A 24,327-nucleotide genomic window follows, 5' to 3' on the forward strand; every position below is an offset into this window, starting at 1 on the left:
ATGTTATTCACGCTGGCCAACCTGTTTCGGGCGGACCAAATGATACGTCAGTGGGAGAGATCTCACTAAAAACTGGGGATAACGCCTTAAATGGCGAAGAAACGGTCTAAATAGGCTGATTCAAGGCATTTACGGGAGAAAAGATCGGCTCAAACTGAAAAAATGAAATGACTGAGTCAGCCGAGAAGAATTTCCCCGCTTATTCGCACCTTCCCTAGACAACGCTACCGCCCGCTGGCTCACCGCCCCAGTCTGCGGCATTGCAATCGATTCTGTGTGCGCCAGCTTCCTTTGGGCAGAGTGTTTGACCTGCACCACGGCTCAATCGACGATTGCCATTAGCCGGTTGATACAATGAAACGAGTAATCTATAACATCGAGTTCATTTGGGCCTTTCTCATAATTTATTCAAAACTATCATGCTTTTACAACCATGAACATGAGCTATATCACGACTAAAACCAATATTATCAATGAAACGGCTTGGTTGCTTGGCATGACTCATACGGACTGATAATCACCAACAAGGACGCAGAGGGGTTGATGTGGCTAATCTGCCGTTGAGCACTCAACGGCAATAAGAAAATCAGATTCTACCCAGTTTGCGTTTTACAACCTCATGCCCTAATTCACCTGTCGAGTGGTGGTGATCGGTAATCTTTATTGAATGTCATGGGTTACTTTGGTTAGATGCGGTTAAGCGAGTGAATCCCCTCTTAATCAGCCTCAGACCCTTGCCATGACTGCGTTTGAGGTAATGATGGTTAAGCTGAGTAAGTGAAGTTGCTATGAAGCGTGATGAGTGCTGGATGGGCTCTTATCAAGGTTTATTCAGTGTTTATATATAAATCACCTTAATCAATTAACCAAAAACCACTGTAGGTCAGTAATAGCAAGGGTTTGAGGCTGGTTAAGAAGCTAGAAAAACCACTTAACATGCACTTAACCAATTAATCATTTGCCCAATAGACGAGCAGAAAAAGCCCCGCCTTATCGGCAGGGCTTAAGAGTCACTTGTCGGCTTTACCCTTCTCTTTGGGGCTATCGACGGGCAGCAGGTACTCGGTCCTATTAGAACGCACCCTGCGGCTCTGGAGCTTGCCCTCGCTCGCGAGCAACCGGAGTGCCTTACCCCAACTACTCGCCATGCTCAGCCTCTCACCGTGGCGGGCGCACAGCTCGCTCGCCGTGAGCCATTCAGATGAGGCCAGTGGACGCGATAGATGGTGGTGGTAAATAACCTCATAATATGGACCCTTGTCTGTGTGAGCATCGTTTTCCGATGCAGCTAGTGCAGCTGTTGCATCATCCAGAAACCACGTTGCTCCAGACTCATAGCGTCCCCTTACCTCCAGCCAAAACTGGCGCAGTTGCTCAGGGTCTGTCTGGGACAAACGGCCTGCACTCCAGCTCCATCCAAGGATCGAATTCAGGCCCTCAACATCAGCTGCCGCAGCCAACTCGATAACAGCAAATCTGGAGTTACCGGTTGTATCCTTGAGAAAATCCGTCCCGTTGACCGTGGCAATATAGGAAGTCTGGCGCTTTTTGGTGGTCATGCTGCGGGCATAGGGTAGGCGATAGCTGTCGTTCTCTCGGGTCAAAAAAGCCTTGAGGCTACCCGCCTCATGTCGGGTCGTACTCTCAAGCTCAGCCAGCTCCACAACCCATGCAGACACTGCGCGACGAACATCATCAGGCTTGTCTGGATTGATGGCACAATCAAGGGTCGAACCTTGCACCACAGTAGCCAGACGGCTCACCCAGGCGCTTTTTCGATAGGACTGTGCCCCCACCAACACAGGCACCAATTTCGAGTACCAGCGCGGTTGATAGAGTGCAGCGACACACCCAACCAGCCATGCATGTAACACCGCACTCGCATAGACGGGATTAGCAGGATTGAGGGTAGCAATCACCTCATCGATGCGCGGTTTCCCATCCCACGGTGCCCCACGTTCGAGCCACTGACGCACAGGGTGATAACTGTGGCGCTCACAAATTGCGATCAGGTGCTCCTCAATCACGGCATCCGGCACACCTGCCAACTGGCAGGCATCAACCAGCGCGGATCGCTGACCCGCCTCAGAGCCTCCCAGACGCTCACCATCCGCATCAGCCAGTTCTGCCTCACCCGTCATCAGGTTGTAGCGTGGCTCCCAACCGTTGAATGTGATAAGAGCAAACAAATTCGAGCTGGTTTTGATGGGGCGGCCAGTAGGGCTCATATCCGGCAGAGTCAGCAGTTTACCCTGCATCACCGACCTGGCAGCCTGCTGCACCTGTTGTGTGGCAGCACCGTCCTTCTGACCGTCATATGACGAAATATCATGCCCCGCTGTTTTGTTTTTATTATTTTTCATTTTTATTATCCTCGGTGTTATCACCTGATTGTTGTTATATATAACCTCTGCCATTTTCTACTTTTTAATTGCGTGGGGTAGTTAAAACATACATGGCTCCACTCAATTAAATTCAAACCGTTTTTATGAATGGTATTGCGCCATCAATATGGGATGACCGTCACCGAGATATAGGCGTCAAGGTTGTTCCTCCTCGTCCCGAGTCAGACTCCACCTTGACCCCTATACCCGCCTCCTTCGTCATCCCATATTGACCGCTTCATACCATCCATAAAAAAGGGTTCTCCACCCCACTCCGGTCGCTGCGCAACCTACGGGGGTTCCGGTCTCGTAACCTCGACACACCCCCATACTTACGTGCGTAAGTATGGTTTTCAACAGCCGTGCTTACGGTGTGTTTTAAATCATACTTACGGTTGTATTCCTTGCGTACTTACGACTCTTTTCATGGCGCACTTACGTGCGCATCCGTAAGCGCTACATGTTATATTTTTCACGCCAATGAAGACCATCATTAGGTGTTTATATGTCCAATCATGACTATTTTTTATGAGTAGAGATTGAGAATATTACCGCGAGAAACCATCATCTTTTGATTTGTCTCTATTTATAAATGCAGCCATTCCTTTTCGCTTAACATTTGATTCTTCACTTGGCTCAACCACCATTATTGGTGTATTTAGCTGGATATAGCTTTTATTATCCGCAGACGGCACGCTGTGAGTCACTCTAATGTGGCTCAGGTCAGCATCAGCAGGACAACTCGGTAAACGTCCTCCTCTTGCTGATTTTCGATTTCCGTAACGATTAACTGAGGCTGTGGCCTGATGTCCCATCAAATAGGCAATTTGTACGCGGTCCATTCCGGATGCTTTGAGCTCTGCCCCCAATTGATGACGCCAACTATAAAATGTAGGGAGATGATTGCGCTTCGGCCATAAATTTTTTCCTGCAATGCGAAGTTTATCTTGCAACGATTTAATATTGGCGAACTGTGCTTCTCTGACTATTGAGCTTAACCAGCGAGGGTCAACGCCTTCAAATTGCAGAGTCCTGTCTGCACCACGAATACCATCATGGCTTTTTTTTGCCCCCACAATACGTACTTTATCGCCATTTACTGTAATGTCAGCAAGTTCAGCTGGCCTGATACCAGTGTAGGAAAATAGTATTATCGCAGCAACCATTCTTATATCATTCCGCGCTTTGAAATAATCGATCAGCGCGGTTTGGTCAGCAGGATTGATGCTCTTAACCCTGTTCTGCTTTTTCTTAATTGGAGTATTGCTACCTTGAGCCGTGACTGGATTACGTAATCCCATAATGCGCTCAGCGGCCTCGACATAACCCAGATTTTTTTGATGATAGACAAGTGCTCCACGCAGGCGACGCCAGTAGTCAGGACGATATTCAGGCGCGCAGGCCAACAGCTCATCTGAAATGTTTTTAGCTGTAACCTTGATGTTTTTTCTTTCAAGGCGAAGATAGAAATGTTTTGCCAACCTTTCGTATTCTAGTTTTGTTTTTTCTGTAGCCATTTTTATTCCTTAGGCTCTTAACGGCCCTTATTTAACGTATTATCGAATCAATAATATATCGATATGAATCACAGTAGTTATCGCTAATCTGATTGAGAATGCGGTTCACCAACATGTATGTTTTTCATTGATTGAGCAACCAGCCCTAATAAATATTGCTGAATTTGTGGGTCGGCAATTAATTTAGTCATGTCCAGTTCTGAGTTGTTGGCCGGAACCAGAGCAGGCTTCTCATTAAGGCGGAAACAACGAGCAAGAGCGTTTTCGGCTAATGTTTTGAAATCCGCAGCATCCTCGACTAACCATTTTCCATAATGGCGCCTTATCATTGCGGTACTTGTATGCCCCATCTGTTTGGCAATCCATTCGATATTAACACCTGCGGACAACAGTTGACTGGCATAGGTATGTCTAAATTGCGATGGCCCTCGGTAGGCGACGCCCGCAGTGGCACAAAACGGCTCAAAAAAATCCTCTCTGAATTCATCGACGCTGGTGTATTGACGCCGCTTATCCGGATAATAGGCTAATAAAGTCCGGCGCAGTTTGATCCGCGTACGATTGTCAGCACACATGACCGAAATCGCTTTCTCTTTGCGATGCCTAGCATGCTCCAGAAGGGTACGTAGTGCCTGCACCGCGGGGACAGTCAACTCGACTGTTCGGCAGGAGCTTTTAGTTTTCGGTGTTTTATAGCAACCATCTACCAGGGCTAGATCAACACGCAGTGTGCGTTTATCCAGGTCGATAGCCTCACGGCTAATTGCCAACAATTCGCTGATCCGCAGTCCAGTGGAAATACCAACCTGGATTATTGCTGCACCAATAGGGTTGATATGTTGATGTGCAATAAATAACTGGATCTCTGATTGCAGGAATGGCTGAGGCTCTACCACCTCAAATCGACAATTTTTGACATGACACATCGGATTTATTTTTATAATGCCATCTCGATAGGCCCTGTTAAATACCTGTCGCATAATGTCAATATATTGATTGACCGTGTTTCCTTTGAGGCGTTTTAGCAGTTTGGCAATATACATTTCGATGTCGGTTGCATTAATATCAACCAGCTTCTTTTTTCCCCATTTACGGATAAGCTGCATGGCTTTTCTACACAAAACATCATAGGTTGCGTCTGATACCTGTTGATATTTTATGTTCAGGTGTTCCTCTACTGCGGTTTTGAACGTTTTTTCACGAGGATCTGATTTTAGATTGTTGTTGTTTTTCATGTACACCCTGTTTTTATTATTATAATTTCGCGCAGGATTACATTCAGCAAAAACCAAGTCAAATAAAAAGTGAAACCTAACAAAAACTAATTTAATGTCAATTTTCAATATATTTGAAATAAATAAATTGTCAAATTAATGACCAGTAACAGCAGAAGCCTGTCACACTATTTAAATGATGAAAATCAACATGTTACTTTGCCAGGCAAGCACGTGAGTGGGTATACCTCACCCACACAAATGCCTATTTCGCCTGATATTCAAAAATCGACTAAATCGCTGGGGATTGACTCGATTTTTTCTCGCAGCAACGCGATACCTAGTCGCTTGCCGTAGCGCCCAAACGTGAGCCCCTTTTTGCTATGACCCACCAATTCCGCCACGATGTGCTCAGCCACATCGGCCTGTTGCAACTCATCGATAAAGGTATGCCGCAGCCCGTAAATGGTGGGGCGGCCTTTGCCGATGATACCTGCATCATTGAGATGACGCTGAAAGCGACACACAAGGTTATGTGACCAATCGTCATCCTTGCCTGACGGTTTGTCATCGAACAGGAACGTCTGCCCTTGGTGGCGACGATGGGACACATAGTCCAGGAATTGGTGCGCAATCAGCGCATGGTGCAGTGGAATTGTGCGATAGGCGTTGCTGGTCTTGAGGGCTTGACCGACTTCACCGGCCTCCACCACCAGACACCAGATGCCGTCTACCTGTTTGATGTTTTGGGTTTTTAGCTGACAAGCCTCGGAGGGCCGCAGTCCGCCATACAGACACAGCAGCGGCACCCACCAATCCTGGATTTTCAGTCTTTTGCCCTTTTGAGCTTGTTTGCTGCGCAGGCTCGCAAACAGTTGGGCCAGTTGAGGGCGCTGCCAGCGGATGCGCTCCTCATCGGTTCGTCGCGTGACGGGTTTCTTACCGGCGGTGAGTCCGTCGAACGGGTTGCGCGCGCAATATTCCAAGGCCACACACCAGCGGAAGAACTGTTTGAGTGCGGCTAAGTAATCCCCTTTGGTTTTGAAACTGAGCTCAGATTTGCGCAATAGGGCATTACGGTACGTCTGTGCCAATGCGGGCGTCACCTCATCGATTTTGACGCCTTTGGCCCAGGTGACGAAGGCGTTGATCCGAAGTTGGAGCTGGCCCATCGACTTGTGCTGGATCCCCTCACTGGCTTTAGTCTCGATGAATCTCGCCAGTGCATGACTGAGCGTGATCCCACTGCTGGGGCAAGCTGAGGCATCAACAGAAGGTTCACGAGGTGTGGAAGGTGTTTGAGGAGGGATGAACCCCGCAGCCTTGAAAGCGTCAAGATCGGCGCGGATCCAGCGATAGAAACTGCGAGGGGAAGTATCAGCAGGGGTAGCTGCGATAAGTGCGCGAGTACGAGCTGCCACAGCCAGGTTTCGGTCTACAGCGAGCTGCCTATCTTTGGTGCAAAGGGAAGTACGGATAGCGAAGGGCAAGCCACGGTCACGTAATGACTTAGGCAGCGGGAGACGAGTGTAGTAGGTGCCGGAGGCATTTTTGCTCAGATACATGATTGTTCCACCCAGTTGATCCAGGAAAAAAATCACGTAAGTCTAGAAATGAAAAAACCCGTTGAAATTCAACGGGTTATATTTGGCGGTGAGGGAGGGATTCGAACCCTCGATACGTTGCCGTATACACACTTTCCAGGCGTGCTCCTTCAGCCACTCGGACACCTCACCAAATTTTCGACTGTTGTTTAACGTGTTCAATCTCCACGTGATGTTCTGCACTGTTGCGCCGGAACGGGGCGTAATTTAGGGGAAAGCCCCGCCGGCGTCAACGGCTTTTTGGCTGCCGCGAACCGTTCGCACATTAAACGCGCAACTCAGTGCACAGATTCCGGTGCGACCTGGATCTCCGGCAGATTAAGGAAGCCGAGGCGTTCACATTCGGACACCACTTCATGGGTCGCCGCCGTGGTGCTTTCGACAAACAGCAGGAACTGCTCGACGGAGAGACCCGCCTTGGTGAAGACAGTGTGGCCCACGACGAGGCGCGGCAGGTTGTCATCTATGATGTCGAGGAACACCTTGAGGGACGGGTATTGCATGTTGAGACGACCCAGCTCGGCCACCAGGGGCAGCAGGGATGAGGGGCGCACCTCCAGTTCGGATGAAAACAGCAACCCTTCCTCTTCCACGAAGATCCGGCTCTCCTGGATGCCCTCGACGGACTGCAGGGAGACCATGTGGATGCCGTGGCACTGATCGCACACATAGTGCTCGATCCGGGCCTGCTGCAGCCAACGCATTATCATTTCAGAGCTGGGGATATTCATCATTTTCACGAACACAATAAGGATCAAGGGGCGCAGTCTAAACCAATTTTCCGACAACCAAAAGCGCACAGGCGGGATCACCCCCGGTCTCGCTTCTTTTTGGCAAGCGCTATGCATATACTCAGCCATTCTCGTACCGCACTCGCCTCCACAGAAGGCCCGATGACCATCCAAGAAAAGTATCGCCTGCACCTCAAATCCCTCTCGGATGAACTGCTCGCCCTGCAAAAACCCATTCGCATCCTGGATGCCATCAAGTGGCCCCGCCACCTGCAGACCGAGTTTCTCGCCAAGGGCGGACGAGTGCTGCCCGCCATCGATGCCGACTTCTATCAGGCCCTCCCCCTCGATTTCGATCCCCGCAACAAATACCTGGAGCTCAAGGAGTTGAGGGACAGGATCCGCAGAAAATTGGGGCCACAGGATGATCTCGGCCGGATCCTGCAAGAGACGGTGGATCAGTACATGGTGGTGATCGAGATGCTGCGCCAGCGCGGGCAGCCGGACTTCCAGCGTTACAGCCAGTTGCTGTACGGCTCGGCGAGCGATCATCTGCGCGGGGATCGCAAGACGTTAAAGGAGTTGGGAGCCCGCCTCTGCGACATCTTCTCCCTGCCCGGCGCCCGCCATCTGGTGCGCCCCTACCCCAAGGAGTTCGAGGGGGAAGCGGCGGTGGCCAGGTTGCAGGGCAAGCTGTCGAACTACTTCAGCGACGGCACTGTGCAGGTCAAGCTGAGCGATGGCATCGTCTCCGATGCCGCCGCAGGGGGGGATTACATCAAGCTGAGCTCCCACGCCCGCTTCTCCGAGCTGGATTTGCAGGTATTGGAGGTGCACGAGGGTTGGGTGCACGTGGGCACCACCCTCAACGGCCGCCAGCAATCCTATGCCACCTGGCTGGGGGCCGGCTCGCCGCGCATCACCGCCTGCCAGGAGGGGCTGGCCGTGCTCATCGAGACCCTCACCTTCAGCTCCTTCCCGGACAGGGCCAAGCGCATCTCGGATCGTGTGATGGCCATCGACATGGCGGAGCGCGGCGCCGACTTCATCGAGGTGTTCCGCCACTTCGTCGAGAAGGGGGCCAGCGAGCACGATGCCTACAAGATCACCCAGCGGGTGTTTAGGGGCGGCATGGTCGAGGGCGGCGCCTGCTTCACCAAGGATCTCTCCTATGTGAAGGGCTATGTGGAGACGGTCAACTTCATCCGCAGCGCGGTGCTGGAAGGGGTGCCGGAGATCCTGCCCATGCTGTTTGTCGGCAAGGTGACCCTGGACGACATCCCCGTGCTCTATCAGCACTATCTGGAGGGGCTCATCGACGCCCCCCGCTACCTGCCCCCCATGTTTCGCGATCTCACCGGCCTCTATGTCTGGTTCGGCTTCGCCTCCGGCATGTCCCTGGTGGACATAGGCCGGGTACAGCAGCATTTTCGCCAGCTGTTCCACCGCCTGCCGGTGGCCGACCCCATCATAGCGCCGGTGGACATAGAGATAGACTGAACCGCTCGTCGACAAAAAAGGGCGCCCCGAGGCGCCCTTATCCATGCTGTGGCTTACCTGTAAGCCCGTCCTTCCAGATAGTGCTTGCGGCAGAGCGACACATAGCGATCGTTCCCCCCTATCTCCACCTGCTCGCCGTCGCGCATCACCTGCCCCGCCTCGTTGACGCGAGAGTTCATGTGCGCCTTGTTGCCGCACCAGCAGATGCTTTTGAGCTCCTCGAACTTGTCCGCCAGGCAGAGCAGGTGGTAGGAGCCGGGGAACAGCTCGCCACGAAAATCGGTCTTGAGGCCGTAGGCAATCACTGGAATATCCTGCTCATCGACGATGCGGGCGAGCTGATACACCTGCTCCCGGGTCAGGAACTGCGCCTCGTCGACGATGAACACATCGATATGGCGATTTGCATGGCGCGCCTTGACCATCTCGAACAGATCGCAGCTGTCGCTGAAGACCTCCACCTTCAGCTCCAGCCCGACCCTGGCGCTGATGATCCCGGCACCGAAGCGGTCATCGATGGCGGGGGTCATGGCCAACGGATACATGCCGCGCTCCAGATAGTTGAAGTGGGCCTGGATGAGCTGGGTCGACTTGCCCGAGTTCATGGTGGCGAATTTGTAGTGCAGTGAAGCCATGATGGGGTTCCGAAACGGGATTGATGGGGGGCATGCTAACCAAAGCCCCTGCCAAAACCAAGGGGCCCGTGGGCCCCTTGTTCTCTTTATGCGACGGCCAGGGCGCGGTGCATCCGAGCCTTGCGCAAATGGTAACCGGAGAAGATCAGGAACCAGAGCGCGCTGACCGTGAAGCCAGCCAGCACAGAGTGCATCAGCCCCATCACCAGGTAACCGAGCGCGGCACCGAAGGCGATGGCCAGCGCATAGGGCAGCTGGGTCATCACGTGATCGATGTGATGGCAGCCGGCGCCGGTGGCAGACAGTATGCTGGTGCTGGAGATGGGCGAGCTGTGATCACCGAACACGGAGCCCGCCAGCACGGCAGCCAGCATCGGCAGCATCAGGCTGATGTCGCTGGCAGCCGCCATGTCGCCGGCCAGCGGCAGCATGATGCCGAAGGTGCCCCAGCTGGTGCCGGTGGCAAAGGCCATGGCGCAGGAGAGGATAAAGACCACAGCCGGCAACACTTCGATCGGCAGGTTGCCATTGGCCATGGAAGCCAGGTACTTGCCGGTCTCCACGTCGCGCACCACGGCGCCTATGGTCCAGGCGAACAGCAGGATGTTGATGGCGGGCAGCATGGCCATGATCCCTTGGGGGGCCGCCTTCATCCAGTTGCTGGCACCCAGCTTGAGGCGCATGGCCAGACCGATGGAGACCACCAGGCTGCACAGGGCGCCATAGACCAGGGAGGAGCCGACGTTGGTGTTCTCGAACGAGCCGAGCACGCTGAACGGCAGGCCTTTATCGGCCAGCACGGCGGCGCCGGAATCTATCATGAAGTAGACGGTTGCCAGGGTCAGGGTGAGGATCGGCAGCACCATGTCGATCATGCCGCCATTGCTCTCCTCGGGCGACTCCATGTCCAGCCCGATGGGACGGCCCTTGGACTCATCCCACAGCTTGCCCTCCAGCGCCCACTGCTCGTGTTGACGCATGGCGCCGATGTCGAGCTGGAAGGCGATCACCACCAGCACCATGATCAGGGTGAAGACCGCATAGAGGTTCATCGGGATCATCTCGACGAAGGCGGAGATGGGGCTCTGATCGGTCAGGCCATGGGCCGCCATGATGCCGCCCACCAGGGCGATGATGTAGGCGCCCCAGGAGGAGATGGGCATCAGCACGCAGACCGGCGCCGCGGTGGAGTCCAGCAGATAGGCCAGCTTGGCGCGGGAGATCTGGAAGCGATCGGTAACAGGGCGGCAGATGGCCCCCACCGACAGGCTGTGGAAGAAGTCATCGATGAAGAAGGCGAAGACCATCATGCCGGTGAGGGCCTTGGCCCCCTTGCGGGTCTTGGCGCGGCGCGCGGCCCACTCGGCGAAGGCCCGGGTCGCCCCGGAGACGCTCATCAGGCTGATGAGGCCCCCCAGCAGCAACATGAACAGGATCATGTTGACGTTGTCCCGGTTGAGCGCACCGTCGACCCAGAAGATCTTGAGCACGGTGTTCAGCATGTAATGCAGGGATTCGAGGGGGGAGAACTGGTTGAGCAGCAGACTGCCTGCGACTATGCCCACCCCCAGCGACACCAGGACGCGGCGGGTGATGATCGCAAGGGCGACGGCCAACAGGGGGGGAACGACGGACCAACCGGAGTCGGCGTAATGAACGATGTCCATGATCTCTTTGCACCTAAAGACAACAGGTGGAGATCTACCGAGAGGATCAAAGAAACAAAACCCAGGGCGGGCATACTCCTCAGCCCCTTCAGGTAGCGCTCCATAGTGGATGACTATGGCAGTCCTGCACCTGTTCGATGCAGAACCAGCAACCCGGTATGATGGCCTGGTCACTTCGGCGCCGACTCCTTTCATCGAGCATCGCAGGCATCACCCTCCGCTCGGTTACTCATAGGCAGCGCGCCTCTACTTAAAGGTATTCGCGGCACATTTTATCGAGCCACCGGGTGATAGCAAGTTTTTTGATTAAATTTCAAGGCTTGTGTGGCGATAAGCGGAAAAATGGTAGTCAAATGGTTCATAAAATACGACACAGTCGATATTTTCATCTACTCGGCACTCATTCGGAAATGAAACTCCTGCAAAGAGAATAAAGCGGGCGTCGTGAATAATTTCCGGACTTTATTTATCTGCCTAATTAATTATTTTGGCAGGCTTGACTTGGTGCCAATCCCCCCTATAAATTATCGAAAAACCAGCCCTTCCCATTAATATTTCTGCTCGCGTGGTAGCCAATATGAACGAATTTCTGAAAATTCTGCTGAATATCCGTAGTCTGCGCGCAGCCTGCCGCGATTTGTCCCTGGAGCAACTGGAAGAGGGACTGCAGAAATTGTCCGAGGTGGTCGCCGAGCGCCAGCAGGATGAATCTGCCGAACGTCAGGCCCGTGAAGAACATCAGAAGAAAATTGCCGAATACGCCGAAATGTTGAAAGCCGCAGGGATAGATCCTGCTGAATTGGTGGGCACAGTTGCCACCGAAAGCACCAAGGCCAGCAAGGGCAAACGTGCCCCCCGCCCCGCCAAATATCGTTATCTGGACAATGGCGTGGAAAAAACCTGGACCGGCCAGGGCCGCATGCCCTCCGCCATTGCCAAGGCCGTGGCCGAAGGCAAATCCGTGGAAGACTTTGCCATCTGATCTGAAACAGGGTCCCGCCCAATAAAAAACCTCGCCATGCGAGGTTTTTTATTGTTTCCATGCCGGGCGCCTCAGCGCCTGTCTGCCGCCTTGACCCAGAGCACTTCCGGGGTACCGGCAGAGACCAGCAAGTATCTGGCTACCGTGAAAAACCAGTCACTTAGCCGATTCAGATAGGGCAGGATCGCCGGGTTCACCTGCTCTTCCCGGCTCAGGCCGAGCAGCAGCCGCTCGCAGCGACGGGTCAGGGTGCGCACCACATGGGCCTGCGCCGCCGCCCGCGAACCGCTCGGCAGAATGAAATTGCGCAATACCGGCAACTGGGCGCTGTAGGCGTCAATCTGTTGCTCCAGCCGCGCCGTCCAGGCCTCATTGACCTGCCACAGGGAGGCATTTTGCGCCTCGCTGGAAAACGCCAGCTCCCCACCCAAATCAAACAGCTCCTGCTGCAGCAATATGAGTTGAGCCAATAATGCCGGCTCATTCTCGAGTATTTCGGCCATCAGCAGACCTATCTGGGAATTGAGCTCGTCAATGGCGCCATAGGTCTCGACCCGCCGGTCATCTTTTGCCAGGGAGGAGCCATCAGCCAGCCGCGTGAGGCCCTTGTCCCCTTGCCGGGTATATATTCTCATTCTGACATCCTGTTAATAATGGGAATAATCATGGACTCCAGTCCATTGAGTTTTATCTCGTACGCCAGTGCCAGGGTTTGGCCCAGCGCACCAGCCGGAAAACCGCTGCGCGCCATCCATACCAGATAGGGCTCTGGAATATCTATGATGCGTCGCCCCTGATATTTACCGTAGGGCATCTTGCCCGCCAGGGTGAGCAATACCCGCTCATCGGAGAGTCTGTCCATATCAATCGATATTCAGATATTTATGGGTCTGGATGGAGAGCCGCCAATTACGGGCGATGCAGGTCGCCATGGCCAGCTCGGTGGCCCTGGGCTTCTGGCTGATGGGCTGCAATGCGATCACCACGTCGGGACGCAGGCTGGCCGTGGCCAGCAGGGCATCGAGCTCCTCGATATGGCGCTCGGTGGCCACCGGATGCTTGATCTCGTTGGCCCGCTCCAGAGCCGATACCAGCACAGGCAAGCCCCCCTTCATGCCGATCTTGGGGGAGACGGTGACCCAGGTCTGCGCGTGGGTCAGGATCTCGCTGGTACCACTGGTTTCGATCTGCACCTGATATCCCGCCGCCAGCAGGGCCGACGAGAGTTCGTGCAGATCGTAGAGACAGGGCTCGCCACCGGTCAGCACCACATGACGCGCCCGGTAACCCAGGGTCTCGAAGCTCCCCAGGATCTCGCCCGTGCTCATCTTGCTCCAGCCGTCGGACTCGTTGGATCGGTCGAGCACCTCGCGACTACCCACCTCACGGGCAGGATCCACCACCCAGGTATGGCGGGTATCGCACCAGGGGCAGCCCACGGGGCAGCCTTGCAGGCGAACGAAGATGGCGGGCACGCCGGTGAAGACGCCCTCCCCCTGGATGGTCTGGAAGATCTCGTTGATTGGGTAGTGCATCTCGGTCACGGCTTGCTGCAAAAGGCGCGGATTATACCCCAAACCGGCGAAAGAGGCAGGATCACAATCCGGTTTTCTCGCGCAAGCTGGCCATGATGCCCACCTTGTCGTCCAGATAGCGCTGCAGGCCGCGGCTGCGCAGCTCGCAGGCAGGGCAAGTGCCACAGCCATCTCCCTGGATGCCGTTGTAGCAGGTGAGCGTCTGCTGGCGCACCGTCTCGAGGTGGCCATAGTGATCCGCCAGGGCCCAGGTTTCCGCCTTGTCGAGCCACATCAGGGGGGTCTCGAAGCGAATGGCGCGATCCAGCCCCAGCGACACCGCCTGATTGAGGGCCTTGACGAAGTCGTCGCGGCAATCGGGATAACCGGAGAAGTCGGTCTCGCACACCCCGGTGATCAGGGTGTCGGCGCCGACCTGGTAGGCATAGATGGCCGCCAGGGTCAGAAACAGTATGTTGCGACCCGGCACGAAGGTGTTGGGCAGGCCATTGTCCTGCAACTCACCGCTGACCGGGATGTCGTCACGGGTCAGGGCCGAGACGGCCAGCTCACCCAGCATGGTCACATCCATCACCTTGTGGGCGGCAATCCCGAGCTGCCCGGCCAGACGGCGAGCGGTCTCGATCTCCTCCCGATGGCGCTGACCATAGTCGAAGGTGATGGCGTGCACTTCATCATAGAGGGCCAGGGCCTGCACCAGACAGGTGGTACTGTCCTGACCACCACTGAATACCACGACGGCTTTTTTCACGTTCATCACTCCTGTTTGCAATTCAGATTCAGGCACGGCGACCTTGGGCAAAGTCATGCCACTGCCGGTTCAACTCGGTAAAGAGGTTCATCAGCGGGGCGAAGCGCTCGGGCTCCCCTTCCCACTGGGATAACAGATGGTAGCCCGCCTCCAGGGTCGACAGCGCCTCGGGAAACGGCTTCTTGCGAATGGAATATTGCCCCGCCATGGCGCCGAGGGTGATCCTCGGCAACCCCAGCAGGGCCGGGTTGCTGTGCAACATGCGATAGGCCTTGCGCCAGGTGCCATCGAGCAGGATGAAGTGCACCTCTCTGGCTTGCTCACTGTGCGCTCGCACCTGCGCCAGGGTCAGGGTCAGGGCCTCATCATCGGGCCACAGCAGATAGCACTGCACCTTGGGGTCGGCGAGCAGGGCATTGAGCCAGTCGGCATCGGCGAAGTGCTCCCCCACGTGAATGCGGGCATGGCTGAGGGAGGCGGCCAGCAGGGCGGCCGTTCCCTTGGGGTGGGCGACCTCGTTGGGATGCTGCAGGATATGGAGCGGTGCGAGGTGGGGCACCTGCCGGATATATTCACACAGGCAGGCTTTGAGGGCTCGGGCACAGCGTGTACAGTATCGGCTCTCTCTGTCGTTGGGTTGTTTCATGTTGTCAGAAAAATCGGGTCTGCTCTGGGTCATCACGCTTTCGCTCGTCACTGCCTTGCTCTTCTTCACCGTACCTAACCACCTGCTCTCCTTCGATCGCGACCTGATCGCCCACGGCGAAGGGTGGCGCATCATAACAGGCAATCTGGCCCACACCAACGGATGGCACCTGCTGCTCAACCTGAGCGGGCTTGCGGTGCTCTACAGCCTGTTTCGCGAATACCTGACGGGCTGGCGCCTGCCCGTGCTGCTCCTGCTGCTGGGGACGGCCGTCGGGCTCGGGATCTGGTGGTGGTGCCCGCAGACCCAATGGTACATGGGGCTCTCCGGCCTGCTGCACGGCTTGTTCGTGTGGGGGGCCATGCAGGATATCCGCTATCGTCGCTACTCGGGCTGGCTCATGCTGCTTGGCATCGTCATCAAGCTCGGGCTGGACTTTTACAGTGCGGGCGAGAGCCCTGTCTCTGCCCTCATTGGCGCCAGGGTGCACATAGAGTCGCACCTCATCGGCTCGGCCGCCGGCCTGCTGCTCGGCCTCTTCCCCATCGGCCTGGGTGTGCAGACCGTCAAGTCCTGACCCCCTGGGGATAAGGGCTGCCACTCATTTGCAGCAGCGCTCAGCTACCCATCAAAACGCAACAGGCCGGATCTGCAATCCGGCCTGTTGTCATTCAGGGGTCGGCCCTTATCGGCAGAGCTCGGCGTTGATCGCCCCCAGCACGGCAGCCGGATCCGCCGCCTGGGTAATGGGGCGGCCTATCACCAGGTAGTCGGCCCCCGCCTGCACCGCCGCCAGCGGCGTCATGACCCGGCGTTGATCCCCGGCCGCCGATCCGCTCGGGCGAATGCCCGGGGTCACCAGCTTGAAGTCAGAGCCGAGCAAGGCTTTCAACTCGCGAGCCTCCTCGGCGGAGCAGACCACGCCGTCCAGCCCTGCCGTCTTGGCGAGGGTGGCCAGCCGGATCACCTGCTCGGCCGGACTCACATCCAGACCCAGGGGCGCCATGTCGGACTGCTCCATGCTGGTCAGCACGGTCACACCAATCAGCAAGGGCGCCTTGTCGCCATAGGGCAGCAGCGCCTCCCTGGCGGCGCGCATCATGCGCTCTCCCCCGCTGGCATGGACATTCACCATCCAGACCCCGAGCTCGGCACTCGCCGCCACGGCCTTGGCAACCGTATTGGGAATGTCGTGAAACTTCAGGTCCAGGAACACCTCGAAGCCCTTGGCCACCAGCTGGCGCACGAACTGGGGGCCAAACAGGGTAAACATCTCCTTGCCCACCTTGAGGCGGCACTCGGCCGGAGAGATCTGTTCAATGAAGGCGAAGGCATCGGCTTCGTGCTGATAATCCAGCGCGACCAGTACTTTGGGGTCTTGCATGTCACTTCCTATGGGTTGTTATGCCACATCCAGACTCGACACGGCCGGCGAGCCGGTCGCAGTCTGGCATCTTGCTCACTCGGGTTTGCGCCAGGTTAGGCTTGCCGCCCCCGCTCGAGACGCGCGGGGACGGACCTTTTGTCACTAAGGGCTATTCACCATCCAGGCCACGGATAGGCTTGATGGAGCCCCACTGCCGGCAGGAGGGACACTGCCAGAACAGCGAATGGGTGGCAAAGCCGCACTGGCGGCACTTGTGGGTCGATTTTATCTTGATCTGCTCGCCGACCAGCTGCTGCAGCAGCTCCAGACTCTCCTTGGCGGGCCCCTCCTCGGCGCTCGCCAGCTGGAAGCCCACCAGCTGGTAAAACCCCTTCATGGAGGGGTGGCGCCGCAGCTGGCGCAGCACCAGGGCGCGGGCCTGGCTCAGGCCGTCGCGGGCCTCCACCAGATTGGCCAGGGCCAGGGTCACGCTGACACCGGCATGATCCTCCACCGCCTTCTCCAGCAGCGGGATCAGCTCCTGGGTGCGGCCAAGCTGCTGATAGCAATCGAGCAGCCTGGGCATGGCCTCGGAGGCAAAATCCATGTCCTGCTCGAACACCCGCAGCAGATCCTTGCTGGCCTCCTCGAACTTGCCCTCCTTCATCGACAGATCGGCCAGTCGCAGGCTGGCCCGAGCACAGGCAGGGTGGGCTGCGAGCGCCCGCTTGAACTTGGCGACCCCCGCCCCCTTGTCACCGTCGCGCAAGGCGTTCTCGGCCTGCTCGCAATAGAAATGGGAGATGGGCTCCGCCAGCTTCTTGCCCTGGAATTTCTGCAGGCGAATGGCGACCTCGATGGCCTTGTCCCAGTCACGCAGCTGTTGATGGATGATGAGCAACTGCGCCAGGGCCGTCTCTTCAAAGTCGCTGTCTTCGCACAGCTCCTTCCAGAGCGCTTCGGCCCGATCCAGCAGGCCGGCAGCCAGAAAATCCCGGGCCAGCTCCTGCAGCGCGAGCTGACGCTGCTCCCGGGTCAGCTGGCGGGCGACCAGGTTCTGGTGGATCTTGATGGCACGATCGACCTCCCCCCGCTGACGAAACAGGTTGCCGAGGGAGAGATGGGTTTCGATGGTTTCGCTGTCGACTTCCAGCAGCTGGATAAAGAGATCCACCGCCTTGTCCGACTCGTCAGACAGCAAATAGTTGAGGCCCGCCACGTACTGGCGGGAAAACTGGTTACTCTGTTGCTGGGTGTCCTGGCGAACACTCCTGCGTCCCATGTACCAGCCATAACCAGCGGCAATCGGCAACAGCAGGAAAAGCAGTTCAAGCATCGAGGGACATTATTCCTTGGCTGGCGACCGGGCTAGCTCCAACTCACGGGATTGACGACGCATGGTGCGACTGAGGGTACGGTTTTGCAGTTTCAAGCGCAGGAAGAGCAGACCGAACACCAGCCAGCCCAACAGGAAGCCACCGGCAAAGAAGAACCCCAGCAACATGGAGAGAGAGAACTCCCCCTGGGCGATGAGATAGTTGAACTGCACCAGCTGGCCATTTTGCGAACCGATGGCGAGGGTCAGTACAAACACCAGCACCAATGGGATGAGGGCCAAGATACGCTTCATAAGATCTCCCTGTCTGTAGCTAATGAGAGACTGATTATCCTTAAAATTACAGGCAGACTCTAGAGCGAATGGGAAAAGACTGCGAGAAACCTGACAAATCACATATCTAAAGACGTAAAAATAAAAAAGGCATACCCAGGTATGCCATTTTCTGCATTATTCGATGATGTTCACGCGTTCGCGCAACTCTTTACCAGGCTTGAAATGCGGGACATATTTCCCGGTCAGTTCAACCTTGTCCCCAGTCTTGGGGTTGCGACCCACGCGGGGCGCACGATAGTGCAGTGAGAAACTTCCAAATCCTCGGATTTCAATCCGGTCGCCGTTTTGCAAGGTCGATGCCATCTGCTCAAGGATCTCCTTGATGGCGGCTTCGACATCTTTGGCCGGCATATGCATGCGGCTGGCAGCCAATTGTTCGATGAGATCTGATTTGGTCATAAGGTTAAATCTCCTTCCCCGATCACATGCAATTTTCATTATGCCAAGATAAAAAAGGGCGGCGTGAAGCCGCCCTTTTCTTGCATCAAGGATTACTCACCCTTGGCGGCTTTGAACGCTTCCATCATGGCATTGCTGAACACAACTTCTTCTTGTTGGTTCAGGCTGTCGATGGCAACACGCTCGTCAGCCTCGTCCTTGGCACGGACAGACAGGCTTACGGTACGATTCTTGCGATCAACACCCATGAATTTGGCTTCAACTTCGTCACCAACAGACAGCACCAGAGTGGCGTCTTCTACACGGTCACGAGCAGCGTCGGAGGCACGCAGGTAGCCTTCCACGCCGTCAGCCAGTTCGATCACGGCACCCTTGGCATCAACCTCGGTAACCTTACCCTTCACGATAGCACCTTTCTTGTTGTCAGACAGGTACTTGTTGAACGGGTCTTCTTCGATCTGCTTGACACCCAGGGAGATGCGCTCGCGCTCCGGGTCCACTTGCAGAACAACGGCTTCGATTTCGTCGCCCTTCTTGAATTCACGTACTGCTTCTTCGCCCTGGTTGTTCCAGGAGATGTCAGACAGGTGAACCAGGCCGTCGATGCCGCCGTCCAGACCGATGAAGATACCGAAGTCAGTGATGGACTTGATCTTGCCGGAAACACGGTCGCCCTTGGCGTGAGTTTCGGCAAACAGCTGCCACGGGTTGGATTTGCACTGCTTCAGACCCAGGGAGATACGACGACGCTCTTCGTCGATGTCCAGAACCATCACGTCAACCACGTCGCCAACGTTGACAACCTTGGACGGGTGGATGTTCTTGTTGGTCCAATCCATCTCGGATACGTGTACCAGGCCTTCAACGCCTTCTTCGATTTCAACGAAGCAGCCGTAGTCGGTCAGGTTGGTCACGCGGCCAGACAGACGGGTGGTCTCCGGGTAACGCTTGGCGATAGCAACCCAGGGATCTTCGCCCAGCTGCTTCAGACCCAGGGATACACGGGTACGCTCGCGGTCGAACTTCAGAACCTTGACTGCGATCTCGTCGCCAACGTTGACGATTTCGGAAGGATGCTTAACGCGCTTCCACGCCATGTCGGTGATGTGCAGCAGGCCGTCAACGCCGCCCAGATCTACGAATGCACCGTAGTCGGTCAGGTTCTTGACGATACCCTTAACTTCTTGACCTTCTTGCAGGTTGGCCAGCAGGCTTTCGCGCTCGGAGGTGTTCTCGGTTTCGATCACGGCACGACGGGAAACGACAACGTTGTTGCGCTTCTGGTCCAGCTTGATGACCTTGAACTCGAGTTCTTTGTTTTCCAGGTGAGCGGTGTCACGGATCGGACGCACGTCAACCAGAGAACCCGGCAGGAAGGCACGGATGCCGTTCAGCTCAACGGTGAAACCACCCTTGACCTTGCCGTTGATGATACCGATAACGGTAGCTTGCTCTTCGTATGCCTTCTCAAGCTGCAGCCAGGCTTCGTGGCGCTTGGCTTTTTCGCGGGACAGCTTGGTTTCGCCGAAACCATCTTCGATAGAGTCCAGAGCCACGTCAACGGTGTCGCCTACGTTGATTTCCAGCTCGCCCAGGGCGTTCTTGAACTCTTCAGCAGGAATGGCAGACTCGGATTTCAGACCGGCGTCAACCAGTACGAAACCGTTCTCGATAGCAACGACGGTGCCCTTGACGATGGAACCTTGACGGGTTTCAACGGCATTCAGGGACTCTTCAAAGAGTTGAGCAAAAGATTCGATCATTGTTTGTGTCACAAATGAAACATCCACTCGCAATCCGGCACAAGCGGGGTTGTTTTAAATTATCTGCGCCATCCATGGTGCAGACGACTGACATCAGCTGGTGCTGACATCACCAAGTTGTTGCTCCGCATAGGCGAGCACCGTTGCCAGTACGTCATCTATGGTCATAGACGTTGAGTCTACCACAAGAGCATCTTCCGCGGGTTTCAGGGGGGCAACGGCGCGATTTCTGTCGCGGTCGTCACGTTCCCGAATCTCGGTTAAAAGACGCTCAAAGTTAACATCAAAGCCCTTATCTTGCAACTGCTTATAGCGGCGCTGCGCCCGCTCCTCCGCGCTGGCATCGAGGAAAATCTTCACCTCGGCCTCGGGGAAAACCACTGTGCCCATGTCACGGCCATCGGCAATGAGGCCCGGCAACTGACGGAAGGCTCGCTGGCGGCGCAGCAGCGCCTCGCGCACGCGGGGGAAGACGGCGACCTTGCTGGCAGCATCGCTCACTTCCTGGGAGCGGATGGTACGGGAAACATCCTCCCCTTCCAGCACCACCTTGACCTGTCCACCGTCGACCTGGAACTGCACGTCCAGATTGGCGGCCAGGGGCACCAGCGCGGCTTCGGCATCGAGCTCCACATCGTGGTGCAAGGCCGCCAGCGCCAGTACCCGGTAGATGGCACCGGAGTCGAGCAGGTGCCAACCCAGTTTCTCTGCCAACAGCTGGCACAGGGTGCCTTTACCGGCTCCACTCGGGCCATCAATTGTCATCACGGGGGCCATCTGAGGCATAACTTTTCTCCTGCGCACTCGGCATGTTGACTGGTTGCCCGTATCCCTGTCGGGAGGGGTAATGGGCGCCGATTATACCCGAATGCACCGGCGCTGGCAGTTGTCGAGGCGCACAATTGCGCAAAAGTCGTCGCGATTGCGCCTATTATGACCAATCGAGTGGATCATTCCTGAATACAAGCTTTTGTTCTTATGGTTGTTAGGGGTGAGGCACGTTAAACTAGCCGCCTTTTTCAAGCAGCTGTAGTCAGGAGCAACCCTATGAGCAGCATTACTCTCGTAGCCAAATCCAAGTTGCCGACCCCTTGGGGTATCTTCACGCTGGTAGGCTTTCAGGAAACCGGCACAGGCAAGGATCACGCCGCGCTGGTGATGGGCGATATCGCGGACGGTGAACCCGTGCTGGGTCGAATTCATTCCGAGTGTCTGACCGGGGATGCCCTGTTCAGCCTTCGCTGCGACTGCGGCTTCCAGCTGCAGGCCGCCATGGAGAAGATCGCCAAGGCCGGTCGCGGCGTCTTGCTGTATGTCCGTCAGGAAGGGCGTGGCATCGGCCTGCTCAACAAGATCCGCGCCTATCATCTGCAGGATCAGGGCGCCGACACCGTCGAAGCCAACGTGGCACTGGGCTTTGCCGCCGACATGCGCGATTACACCATCTGTGCCGACATGCTGAAGGCCTTGGAGGTCAAGAGCCTGCGCCTGATGACCAACAATCCGCGCAAGCTGAAGGCGATGGAATCCTTTGGCATTCCGGTGGCCGAGCGCGTCCCCCTGCAGGAGGGTCGCAATCCCCACAACGAGTTCTATCTCTCCACCAAGGCCAACAAGCTGGATCACCTGTTCAAGAAGTGATGGCTCGAAGCCTGGCATCGGCATGAAAAACGCCTCCATCGGGAGGCGTTTTTGTTGGCGATCTTGCGGCCCTATCTGTTCTCCCCCAGGTTGTTGTCCCTCAGGGCACCATCCGGGGTTGGCTCTGGCTTGGCCTGTGCCAGCAGGAAATCCCGCAGCGCCCGGTTGGCCATGGAGAGGGGATCCCCCCGCCGCCAGGCCACGCAGAGATCGAGGAAGATGGGCGGAGCAAAGGGGATCCCGCTGAGAGTCGTCTCCTCCTCCAGCACCATGCGCAGGAAGGTGGTCACGGCAAACCCTTGTCTCACCACCGCCTTGAGCAGGGGGATGAGGTTGCTCTCGAAGCCGATGTTCGGCTCTATTCCCAGGCCTTGTGCCAGCGCCTCCATGTGCTCTCTGTGGTAGAAGCCCCGCCGGAACATGGCGAGCTCCTGGTTGAAGAACTGGGGCAGCGAGACAGCGCCGGCCCCCCGCAGAGGATGCTCCTCCCCCACCACCATCAGCATCTCTTCCCGCAGCAGCTGGGCCCCCTCGAGAGCAGGCGGCAAGTCGCTGGTGATGAGGATGGCCAGATCCAGGCTGCCGTCCACCATGCGACTGAGCAGTTCCCGGGTGCCCGCCTCCTCCACCCGGATCTTCAGACCGGGGTAGCGATGCTTGAAGGCCATCAGGATCGGCGGGAAGTAATAGGAGCCCATCATGTAGGGGATGCCGATGCGCACCTCCCCCCGCTCCAGTCCCTTGAGCTCGGCCATCTCCGCCTCTGCCTGGTGCATCTGCAGCAGCAGCCGCTCGGCATGGCGGCAGAGCACCTCTCCCTCCGGGGTGAGCCGCACGCTGCGATCCTGCCTGTCGAACAGGCGCAGATCGAGTTGTTGCTCCAGCTTGGCGATGGCCATGCTGACGGCCGGTTGCGCCACGTGCAGGCCCTGGGCGGCCTTGGTAAAGGAGCCCGCGTCCCGCACCGCCAGCAGGTAACCGAGCTGTTTCAGATCCATATCAATTCCATTTATCAGACTGATAACTTAAATATATTATATTTATATAAGGCGACCCACTACTCTGCACAAAAGTCGTCGGGACAACTCCAAATGATCGAAGTCGGCAGTCGCGAATGGATACGCGCCACCCTGGCCCTCAGCCTGGGATCCTTCCTGGTATTTCTCAATCTCTATCAGACCCACCCCCTGCTGCCCCTGCTGGCGGAGGTGTTCTCCGTCAGCTCCCTGTCTGCAGGATGGACCCTGGCGGGCTGCACCGCGGGGCTCGCGGGATCCCTGCTCATCTGCGCCCGCCTGGCGGACAGGTTCGGGCGACGGCGGATCATGCTGTGGACCCTGACCTGCGCCATCCTGCTCTCCCTGTGCATTCCCTGGGTGACCCGCTTCGATCTGCTGGTGTGCCTGCGCGTGCTGCAGGGGGCACTGCTGGCCGGGCTGCCTGCCACCGCCATCGCCTACATGGGAGAAGAGTTCAGCAAGCGCGCCCTGCTCTCGGCGGTGGGGGTCTATATCGCCGCCAACTCCCTCGGCGGCATCGCCGGCCGTGTGGTCGGCGGCCTGCTGGCAGGCTGGTTCGGGGACTGGCAGCATACCTTCCTCGGCATCGGACTCATCAGTCTCGCCCTGTTGCCGCTGGTCATCTGGCTGCTACCGGCCCAGACCCGCTTCGTGGCCGTGGAGGCCGCACCGGGGCAACTGCGCCGCGCCATCCAGAGCCACCTCGGCAATCCCTTGCTGCTGGGGGCCTATCTCATCGGCGGGCTCAACTTCATGGTCTTCCTGAACCAGTACAGCTACCTCACCTTCCTGCTGGTCAAGGCCCCCTTCTCCCTGCCGACCCAGTGGCTCGGCATGCTGTTTCTGACCTACCTCACCGGCACCCTCGCCTCCTCCCTGAGCGGCCGCTGTGCCCATCGCTTTGGGGCGCAGCGCCTGCTGCTGGCGGGGATCACCCTGATGGCGCTTGGCAGCCTCGCCCTGCTGCAGGGGACCCTTGCCGCCATCATAGGGGGTCTGCTGGTCTCGAGCTTCGGCTTCTTCCTCGCCCACGCCTGCGCCAGCGCCTGGGTCGGTCAGCATGTGGAGCACAACAGGGCGCTCGCCTCGTCGCTCTATCTGGTGGGGTATTATCTGGGGGCCAGTCTGGGGGGGCTTTACTTGCATCCCTTCTGGGAGCGGGGGGGTCTCTGGGGATTGGTGCTCGGCATCGAGCTGGTCTTGTGCGTCACAGCCGCCTTGAGCCTCTGGCTCGGTCATCTCAAGGGGCGCGCGGCGCCGCCCCTCTCCTGTCACGCCTCGTCACGCCAGTGACGGGGCCC

24 protein-coding genes, 1 tRNA gene and 1 riboswitch are annotated in these 24,327 nt (G+C 56.9%); of the genes, 5 read left to right on the forward strand and 20 right to left on the reverse strand.

Translation table 11 applies throughout. The features are described from left to right. Nucleotides 1–1,010: 1,010 nt before the first annotated feature. The 6 genes from HB860_RS08635 to HB860_RS08660 all read right to left on the reverse strand — a co-directional run bounded on the left by HB860_RS08635 (nt 1,011) and on the right by HB860_RS08660 (nt 7,453). A complete protein-coding gene (locus HB860_RS08635) occupies nt 1,011–2,363 on the reverse strand; it encodes a virulence-associated E family protein (RefSeq protein WP_247626359.1) in 1,353 nt (450 codons plus the stop codon). A 569-nt stretch (nt 2,364–2,932) separates the two neighbouring features. Then, nucleotides 2,933–3,901 carry a site-specific integrase gene (locus HB860_RS08640; protein ID WP_247626360.1) on the reverse strand — a complete coding sequence of 323 codons (969 nt, stop codon included), beginning with the start codon at nt 3,899–3,901 and terminating at the stop codon, nt 2,933–2,935. A gap of 83 nt (nt 3,902–3,984) precedes the next feature. Beyond that, the gene (locus HB860_RS08645; RefSeq protein ID WP_247626361.1) at nt 3,985–5,136 is read right to left on the reverse strand and encodes a tyrosine-type recombinase/integrase; all 1,152 of its coding nucleotides are present in this window, start codon (nt 5,134–5,136) and stop codon (nt 3,985–3,987) included. A 260-nt stretch (nt 5,137–5,396) separates the two neighbouring features. Next, the gene (locus tag HB860_RS08650; RefSeq protein ID WP_247626362.1) at nt 5,397–6,680 is read right to left on the reverse strand and encodes a tyrosine-type recombinase/integrase; all 1,284 of its coding nucleotides are present in this window, start codon (nt 6,678–6,680) and stop codon (nt 5,397–5,399) included. 83 nt (nt 6,681–6,763) lie between these two features. Then, nucleotides 6,764–6,851 (reverse strand) — tRNA-Ser (locus tag HB860_RS08655). A 146-nt stretch (nt 6,852–6,997) separates the two neighbouring features. Next, on the reverse strand, nt 6,998–7,453 hold the full coding sequence (locus HB860_RS08660; RefSeq protein WP_161507131.1) for a YbjN domain-containing protein: 456 nt from the start codon (nt 7,451–7,453) through the stop codon (nt 6,998–7,000). A 159-nt stretch (nt 7,454–7,612) separates the two neighbouring features. On the opposite strand from HB860_RS08660, the gene HB860_RS08665 reads away from it, so the two are divergent. Then, a complete protein-coding gene (locus HB860_RS08665) occupies nt 7,613–8,950 on the forward strand; it encodes a flavohemoglobin expression-modulating QEGLA motif protein (RefSeq protein WP_139439572.1) in 1,338 nt (445 codons plus the stop codon). 53 nt (nt 8,951–9,003) lie between these two features. Here the strand turns inward: HB860_RS08665 and HB860_RS08670 are convergent, their stop codons facing one another. Next, nucleotides 9,004–9,585: a thymidine kinase gene (locus tag HB860_RS08670; RefSeq protein WP_247626363.1), complete on the reverse strand. Its 582-nt coding sequence runs from the start codon at nt 9,583–9,585 to the stop codon at nt 9,004–9,006. An 86-nt stretch (nt 9,586–9,671) separates the two neighbouring features. Continuing rightward, a complete protein-coding gene (locus tag HB860_RS08675) occupies nt 9,672–11,252 on the reverse strand; it encodes a Na+/H+ antiporter NhaC family protein (protein WP_202045897.1) in 1,581 nt (526 codons plus the stop codon). An 85-nt stretch (nt 11,253–11,337) separates the two neighbouring features. After that, a riboswitch (Lysine riboswitch) is annotated at nt 11,338–11,509 on the reverse strand. A 320-nt stretch (nt 11,510–11,829) separates the two neighbouring features. Here HB860_RS08675 and HB860_RS08680 point away from each other — a divergent pair. After that, complete coding sequence (locus HB860_RS08680; RefSeq protein ID WP_025327182.1) at nt 11,830–12,234, forward strand: H-NS family nucleoid-associated regulatory protein; 405 nt, start codon at nt 11,830–11,832, stop codon at nt 12,232–12,234. Nucleotides 12,235–12,305: 71 nt separating this feature from the next. On the opposite strand, the gene HB860_RS08685 is transcribed toward HB860_RS08680, so the two are convergent. The 5 genes from HB860_RS08685 to HB860_RS08705 all read right to left on the reverse strand — a co-directional run bounded on the left by HB860_RS08685 (nt 12,306) and on the right by HB860_RS08705 (nt 15,199). Then, on the reverse strand, nt 12,306–12,869 hold the full coding sequence (locus HB860_RS08685; protein WP_247626364.1) for a cob(I)yrinic acid a,c-diamide adenosyltransferase: 564 nt from the start codon (nt 12,867–12,869) through the stop codon (nt 12,306–12,308). Beyond that, nucleotides 12,866–13,096, reverse strand: a complete 231-nt coding sequence (locus HB860_RS08690; RefSeq protein WP_005327834.1) for a DUF3820 family protein — start codon at nt 13,094–13,096, stop codon at nt 12,866–12,868. Before HB860_RS08690 ends, HB860_RS08685 begins: the two co-directional genes overlap by 4 nt. 1 nt (nt 13,097) lies before the next feature. Beyond that, on the reverse strand, nt 13,098–13,769 hold the full coding sequence (gene queE / locus HB860_RS08695) for a 7-carboxy-7-deazaguanine synthase QueE (protein WP_162520167.1): 672 nt from the start codon (nt 13,767–13,769) through the stop codon (nt 13,098–13,100). Between the two features lie 61 nt (nt 13,770–13,830). Then, complete coding sequence (queC, locus tag HB860_RS08700; RefSeq protein ID WP_139439577.1) at nt 13,831–14,520, reverse strand: 7-cyano-7-deazaguanine synthase QueC; 690 nt, start codon at nt 14,518–14,520, stop codon at nt 13,831–13,833. 28 nt (nt 14,521–14,548) lie between these two features. Beyond that, on the reverse strand, nt 14,549–15,199 hold the full coding sequence (locus HB860_RS08705) for a tRNA-uridine aminocarboxypropyltransferase (protein ID WP_247626365.1): 651 nt from the start codon (nt 15,197–15,199) through the stop codon (nt 14,549–14,551). Here HB860_RS08705 and rrtA point away from each other — a divergent pair. Beyond that, nucleotides 15,165–15,743: a rhombosortase gene (gene rrtA / locus HB860_RS08710; RefSeq protein WP_247626366.1), complete on the forward strand. Its 579-nt coding sequence runs from the start codon at nt 15,165–15,167 to the stop codon at nt 15,741–15,743. The two genes, HB860_RS08705 and rrtA, sit on opposite strands and share 35 nt — an antisense overlap. A 108-nt stretch (nt 15,744–15,851) precedes the next feature. Here rrtA and pyrF read toward each other — a convergent pair whose 3' ends face one another. The 6 genes from pyrF to cmk form a co-directional block, all read right to left on the reverse strand. Next, nucleotides 15,852–16,550, reverse strand: coding sequence for an orotidine-5'-phosphate decarboxylase (pyrF, locus tag HB860_RS08715; protein WP_247626367.1), 699 nt, complete (start codon nt 16,548–16,550; stop codon nt 15,852–15,854). A 151-nt stretch (nt 16,551–16,701) separates the two neighbouring features. Then, a complete protein-coding gene (gene lapB / locus HB860_RS08720; RefSeq protein ID WP_247626368.1) occupies nt 16,702–17,868 on the reverse strand; it encodes a lipopolysaccharide assembly protein LapB in 1,167 nt (388 codons plus the stop codon). Between the two features lie 9 nt (nt 17,869–17,877). Next, nucleotides 17,878–18,162 (reverse strand): LapA family protein, encoded by a 285-nt coding sequence (locus HB860_RS08725; protein ID WP_005327818.1) that lies wholly within the window; start codon nt 18,160–18,162, stop codon nt 17,878–17,880. Between the two features lie 156 nt (nt 18,163–18,318). Continuing rightward, nucleotides 18,319–18,603: an integration host factor subunit beta gene (gene ihfB, locus HB860_RS08730; protein ID WP_005299934.1), complete on the reverse strand. Its 285-nt coding sequence runs from the start codon at nt 18,601–18,603 to the stop codon at nt 18,319–18,321. Nucleotides 18,604–18,695: 92 nt separating this feature from the next. Next, nucleotides 18,696–20,366 (reverse strand): 30S ribosomal protein S1, encoded by a 1,671-nt coding sequence (gene rpsA, locus HB860_RS08735; protein WP_005327816.1) that lies wholly within the window; start codon nt 20,364–20,366, stop codon nt 18,696–18,698. Between the two features lie 93 nt (nt 20,367–20,459). Next, nucleotides 20,460–21,152, reverse strand: a complete 693-nt coding sequence (gene cmk, locus HB860_RS08740) for a (d)CMP kinase (RefSeq protein WP_042649706.1) — start codon at nt 21,150–21,152, stop codon at nt 20,460–20,462. 261 nt (nt 21,153–21,413) lie between these two features. Between cmk and ribA the strand changes: the two genes are divergently transcribed. Further along, entirely contained in the window at nt 21,414–22,007 is a 594-nt protein-coding gene (gene ribA / locus HB860_RS08745; protein WP_005327814.1) for a GTP cyclohydrolase II, read from the forward strand. A 71-nt stretch (nt 22,008–22,078) separates the two neighbouring features. On the opposite strand, the gene HB860_RS08750 is transcribed toward ribA, so the two are convergent. After that, nucleotides 22,079–23,005 carry a LysR family transcriptional regulator gene (locus HB860_RS08750; RefSeq protein ID WP_247626369.1) on the reverse strand — a complete coding sequence of 309 codons (927 nt, stop codon included), beginning with the start codon at nt 23,003–23,005 and terminating at the stop codon, nt 22,079–22,081. Between the two features lie 93 nt (nt 23,006–23,098). Between HB860_RS08750 and HB860_RS08755 the strand changes: the two genes are divergently transcribed. Beyond that, entirely contained in the window at nt 23,099–24,319 is a 1,221-nt protein-coding gene (locus tag HB860_RS08755) for an MFS transporter (protein WP_247626370.1), read from the forward strand. Nucleotides 24,320–24,327 lie beyond the last annotated feature (8 nt).

Source organism: Aeromonas genomosp. paramedia (genome assembly GCF_023093515.1).
Taxonomy (GTDB): Bacteria; Pseudomonadota; Gammaproteobacteria; order Enterobacterales; family Aeromonadaceae; genus Aeromonas.

Bases quoted from the DNA above. Each gene is read 5' to 3' on its own strand.
- HB860_RS08640 (WP_247626360.1), bottom strand. From the start codon at position 3,901: ATGGCTACAGAAAAAACAAAACTAGAATACGAAAGGTTGGCAAAACAT.
- HB860_RS08750 (WP_247626369.1), bottom strand. From the start codon at position 23,005: ATGGATCTGAAACAGCTCGGTTACCTGCTGGCGGTGCGGGACGCGGGC.
- HB860_RS08755 (WP_247626370.1), top strand. From the start codon at position 23,099: ATGATCGAAGTCGGCAGTCGCGAATGGATACGCGCCACCCTGGCCCTC.
- HB860_RS08680 (WP_025327182.1), top strand. From the start codon at position 11,830: ATGAACGAATTTCTGAAAATTCTGCTGAATATCCGTAGTCTGCGCGCA.
- cmk (WP_042649706.1), bottom strand. From the start codon at position 21,152: ATGCCTCAGATGGCCCCCGTGATGACAATTGATGGCCCGAGTGGAGCC.
- ribA (WP_005327814.1), top strand. From the start codon at position 21,414: ATGAGCAGCATTACTCTCGTAGCCAAATCCAAGTTGCCGACCCCTTGG.
- rrtA (WP_247626366.1), top strand. From the start codon at position 15,165: ATGTTGTCAGAAAAATCGGGTCTGCTCTGGGTCATCACGCTTTCGCTC.
- HB860_RS08685 (WP_247626364.1), bottom strand. From the start codon at position 12,869: ATGAGAATATATACCCGGCAAGGGGACAAGGGCCTCACGCGGCTGGCT.
- rpsA (WP_005327816.1), bottom strand. From the start codon at position 20,366: ATGATCGAATCTTTTGCTCAACTCTTTGAAGAGTCCCTGAATGCCGTT.
- HB860_RS08645 (WP_247626361.1), bottom strand. From the start codon at position 5,136: ATGAAAAACAACAACAATCTAAAATCAGATCCTCGTGAAAAAACGTTC.
- HB860_RS08650 (WP_247626362.1), bottom strand. From the start codon at position 6,680: ATGTATCTGAGCAAAAATGCCTCCGGCACCTACTACACTCGTCTCCCG.
- HB860_RS08705 (WP_247626365.1), bottom strand. From the start codon at position 15,199: ATGACCCAGAGCAGACCCGATTTTTCTGACAACATGAAACAACCCAAC.
- HB860_RS08690 (WP_005327834.1), bottom strand. From the start codon at position 13,096: ATGGACAGACTCTCCGATGAGCGGGTATTGCTCACCCTGGCGGGCAAG.
- pyrF (WP_247626367.1), bottom strand. From the start codon at position 16,550: ATGCAAGACCCCAAAGTACTGGTCGCGCTGGATTATCAGCACGAAGCC.
- HB860_RS08665 (WP_139439572.1), top strand. From the start codon at position 7,613: ATGACCATCCAAGAAAAGTATCGCCTGCACCTCAAATCCCTCTCGGAT.
- lapB (WP_247626368.1), bottom strand. From the start codon at position 17,868: ATGCTTGAACTGCTTTTCCTGCTGTTGCCGATTGCCGCTGGTTATGGC.
- HB860_RS08670 (WP_247626363.1), bottom strand. From the start codon at position 9,585: ATGGCTTCACTGCACTACAAATTCGCCACCATGAACTCGGGCAAGTCG.
- HB860_RS08725 (WP_005327818.1), bottom strand. From the start codon at position 18,162: ATGAAGCGTATCTTGGCCCTCATCCCATTGGTGCTGGTGTTTGTACTG.
- queE (WP_162520167.1), bottom strand. From the start codon at position 13,769: ATGCACTACCCAATCAACGAGATCTTCCAGACCATCCAGGGGGAGGGC.
- HB860_RS08675 (WP_202045897.1), bottom strand. From the start codon at position 11,252: ATGGACATCGTTCATTACGCCGACTCCGGTTGGTCCGTCGTTCCCCCC.
- HB860_RS08635 (WP_247626359.1), bottom strand. From the start codon at position 2,363: ATGAAAAATAATAAAAACAAAACAGCGGGGCATGATATTTCGTCATAT.
- ihfB (WP_005299934.1), bottom strand. From the start codon at position 18,603: ATGACCAAATCAGATCTCATCGAACAATTGGCTGCCAGCCGCATGCAT.
- HB860_RS08660 (WP_161507131.1), bottom strand. From the start codon at position 7,453: ATGATGAATATCCCCAGCTCTGAAATGATAATGCGTTGGCTGCAGCAG.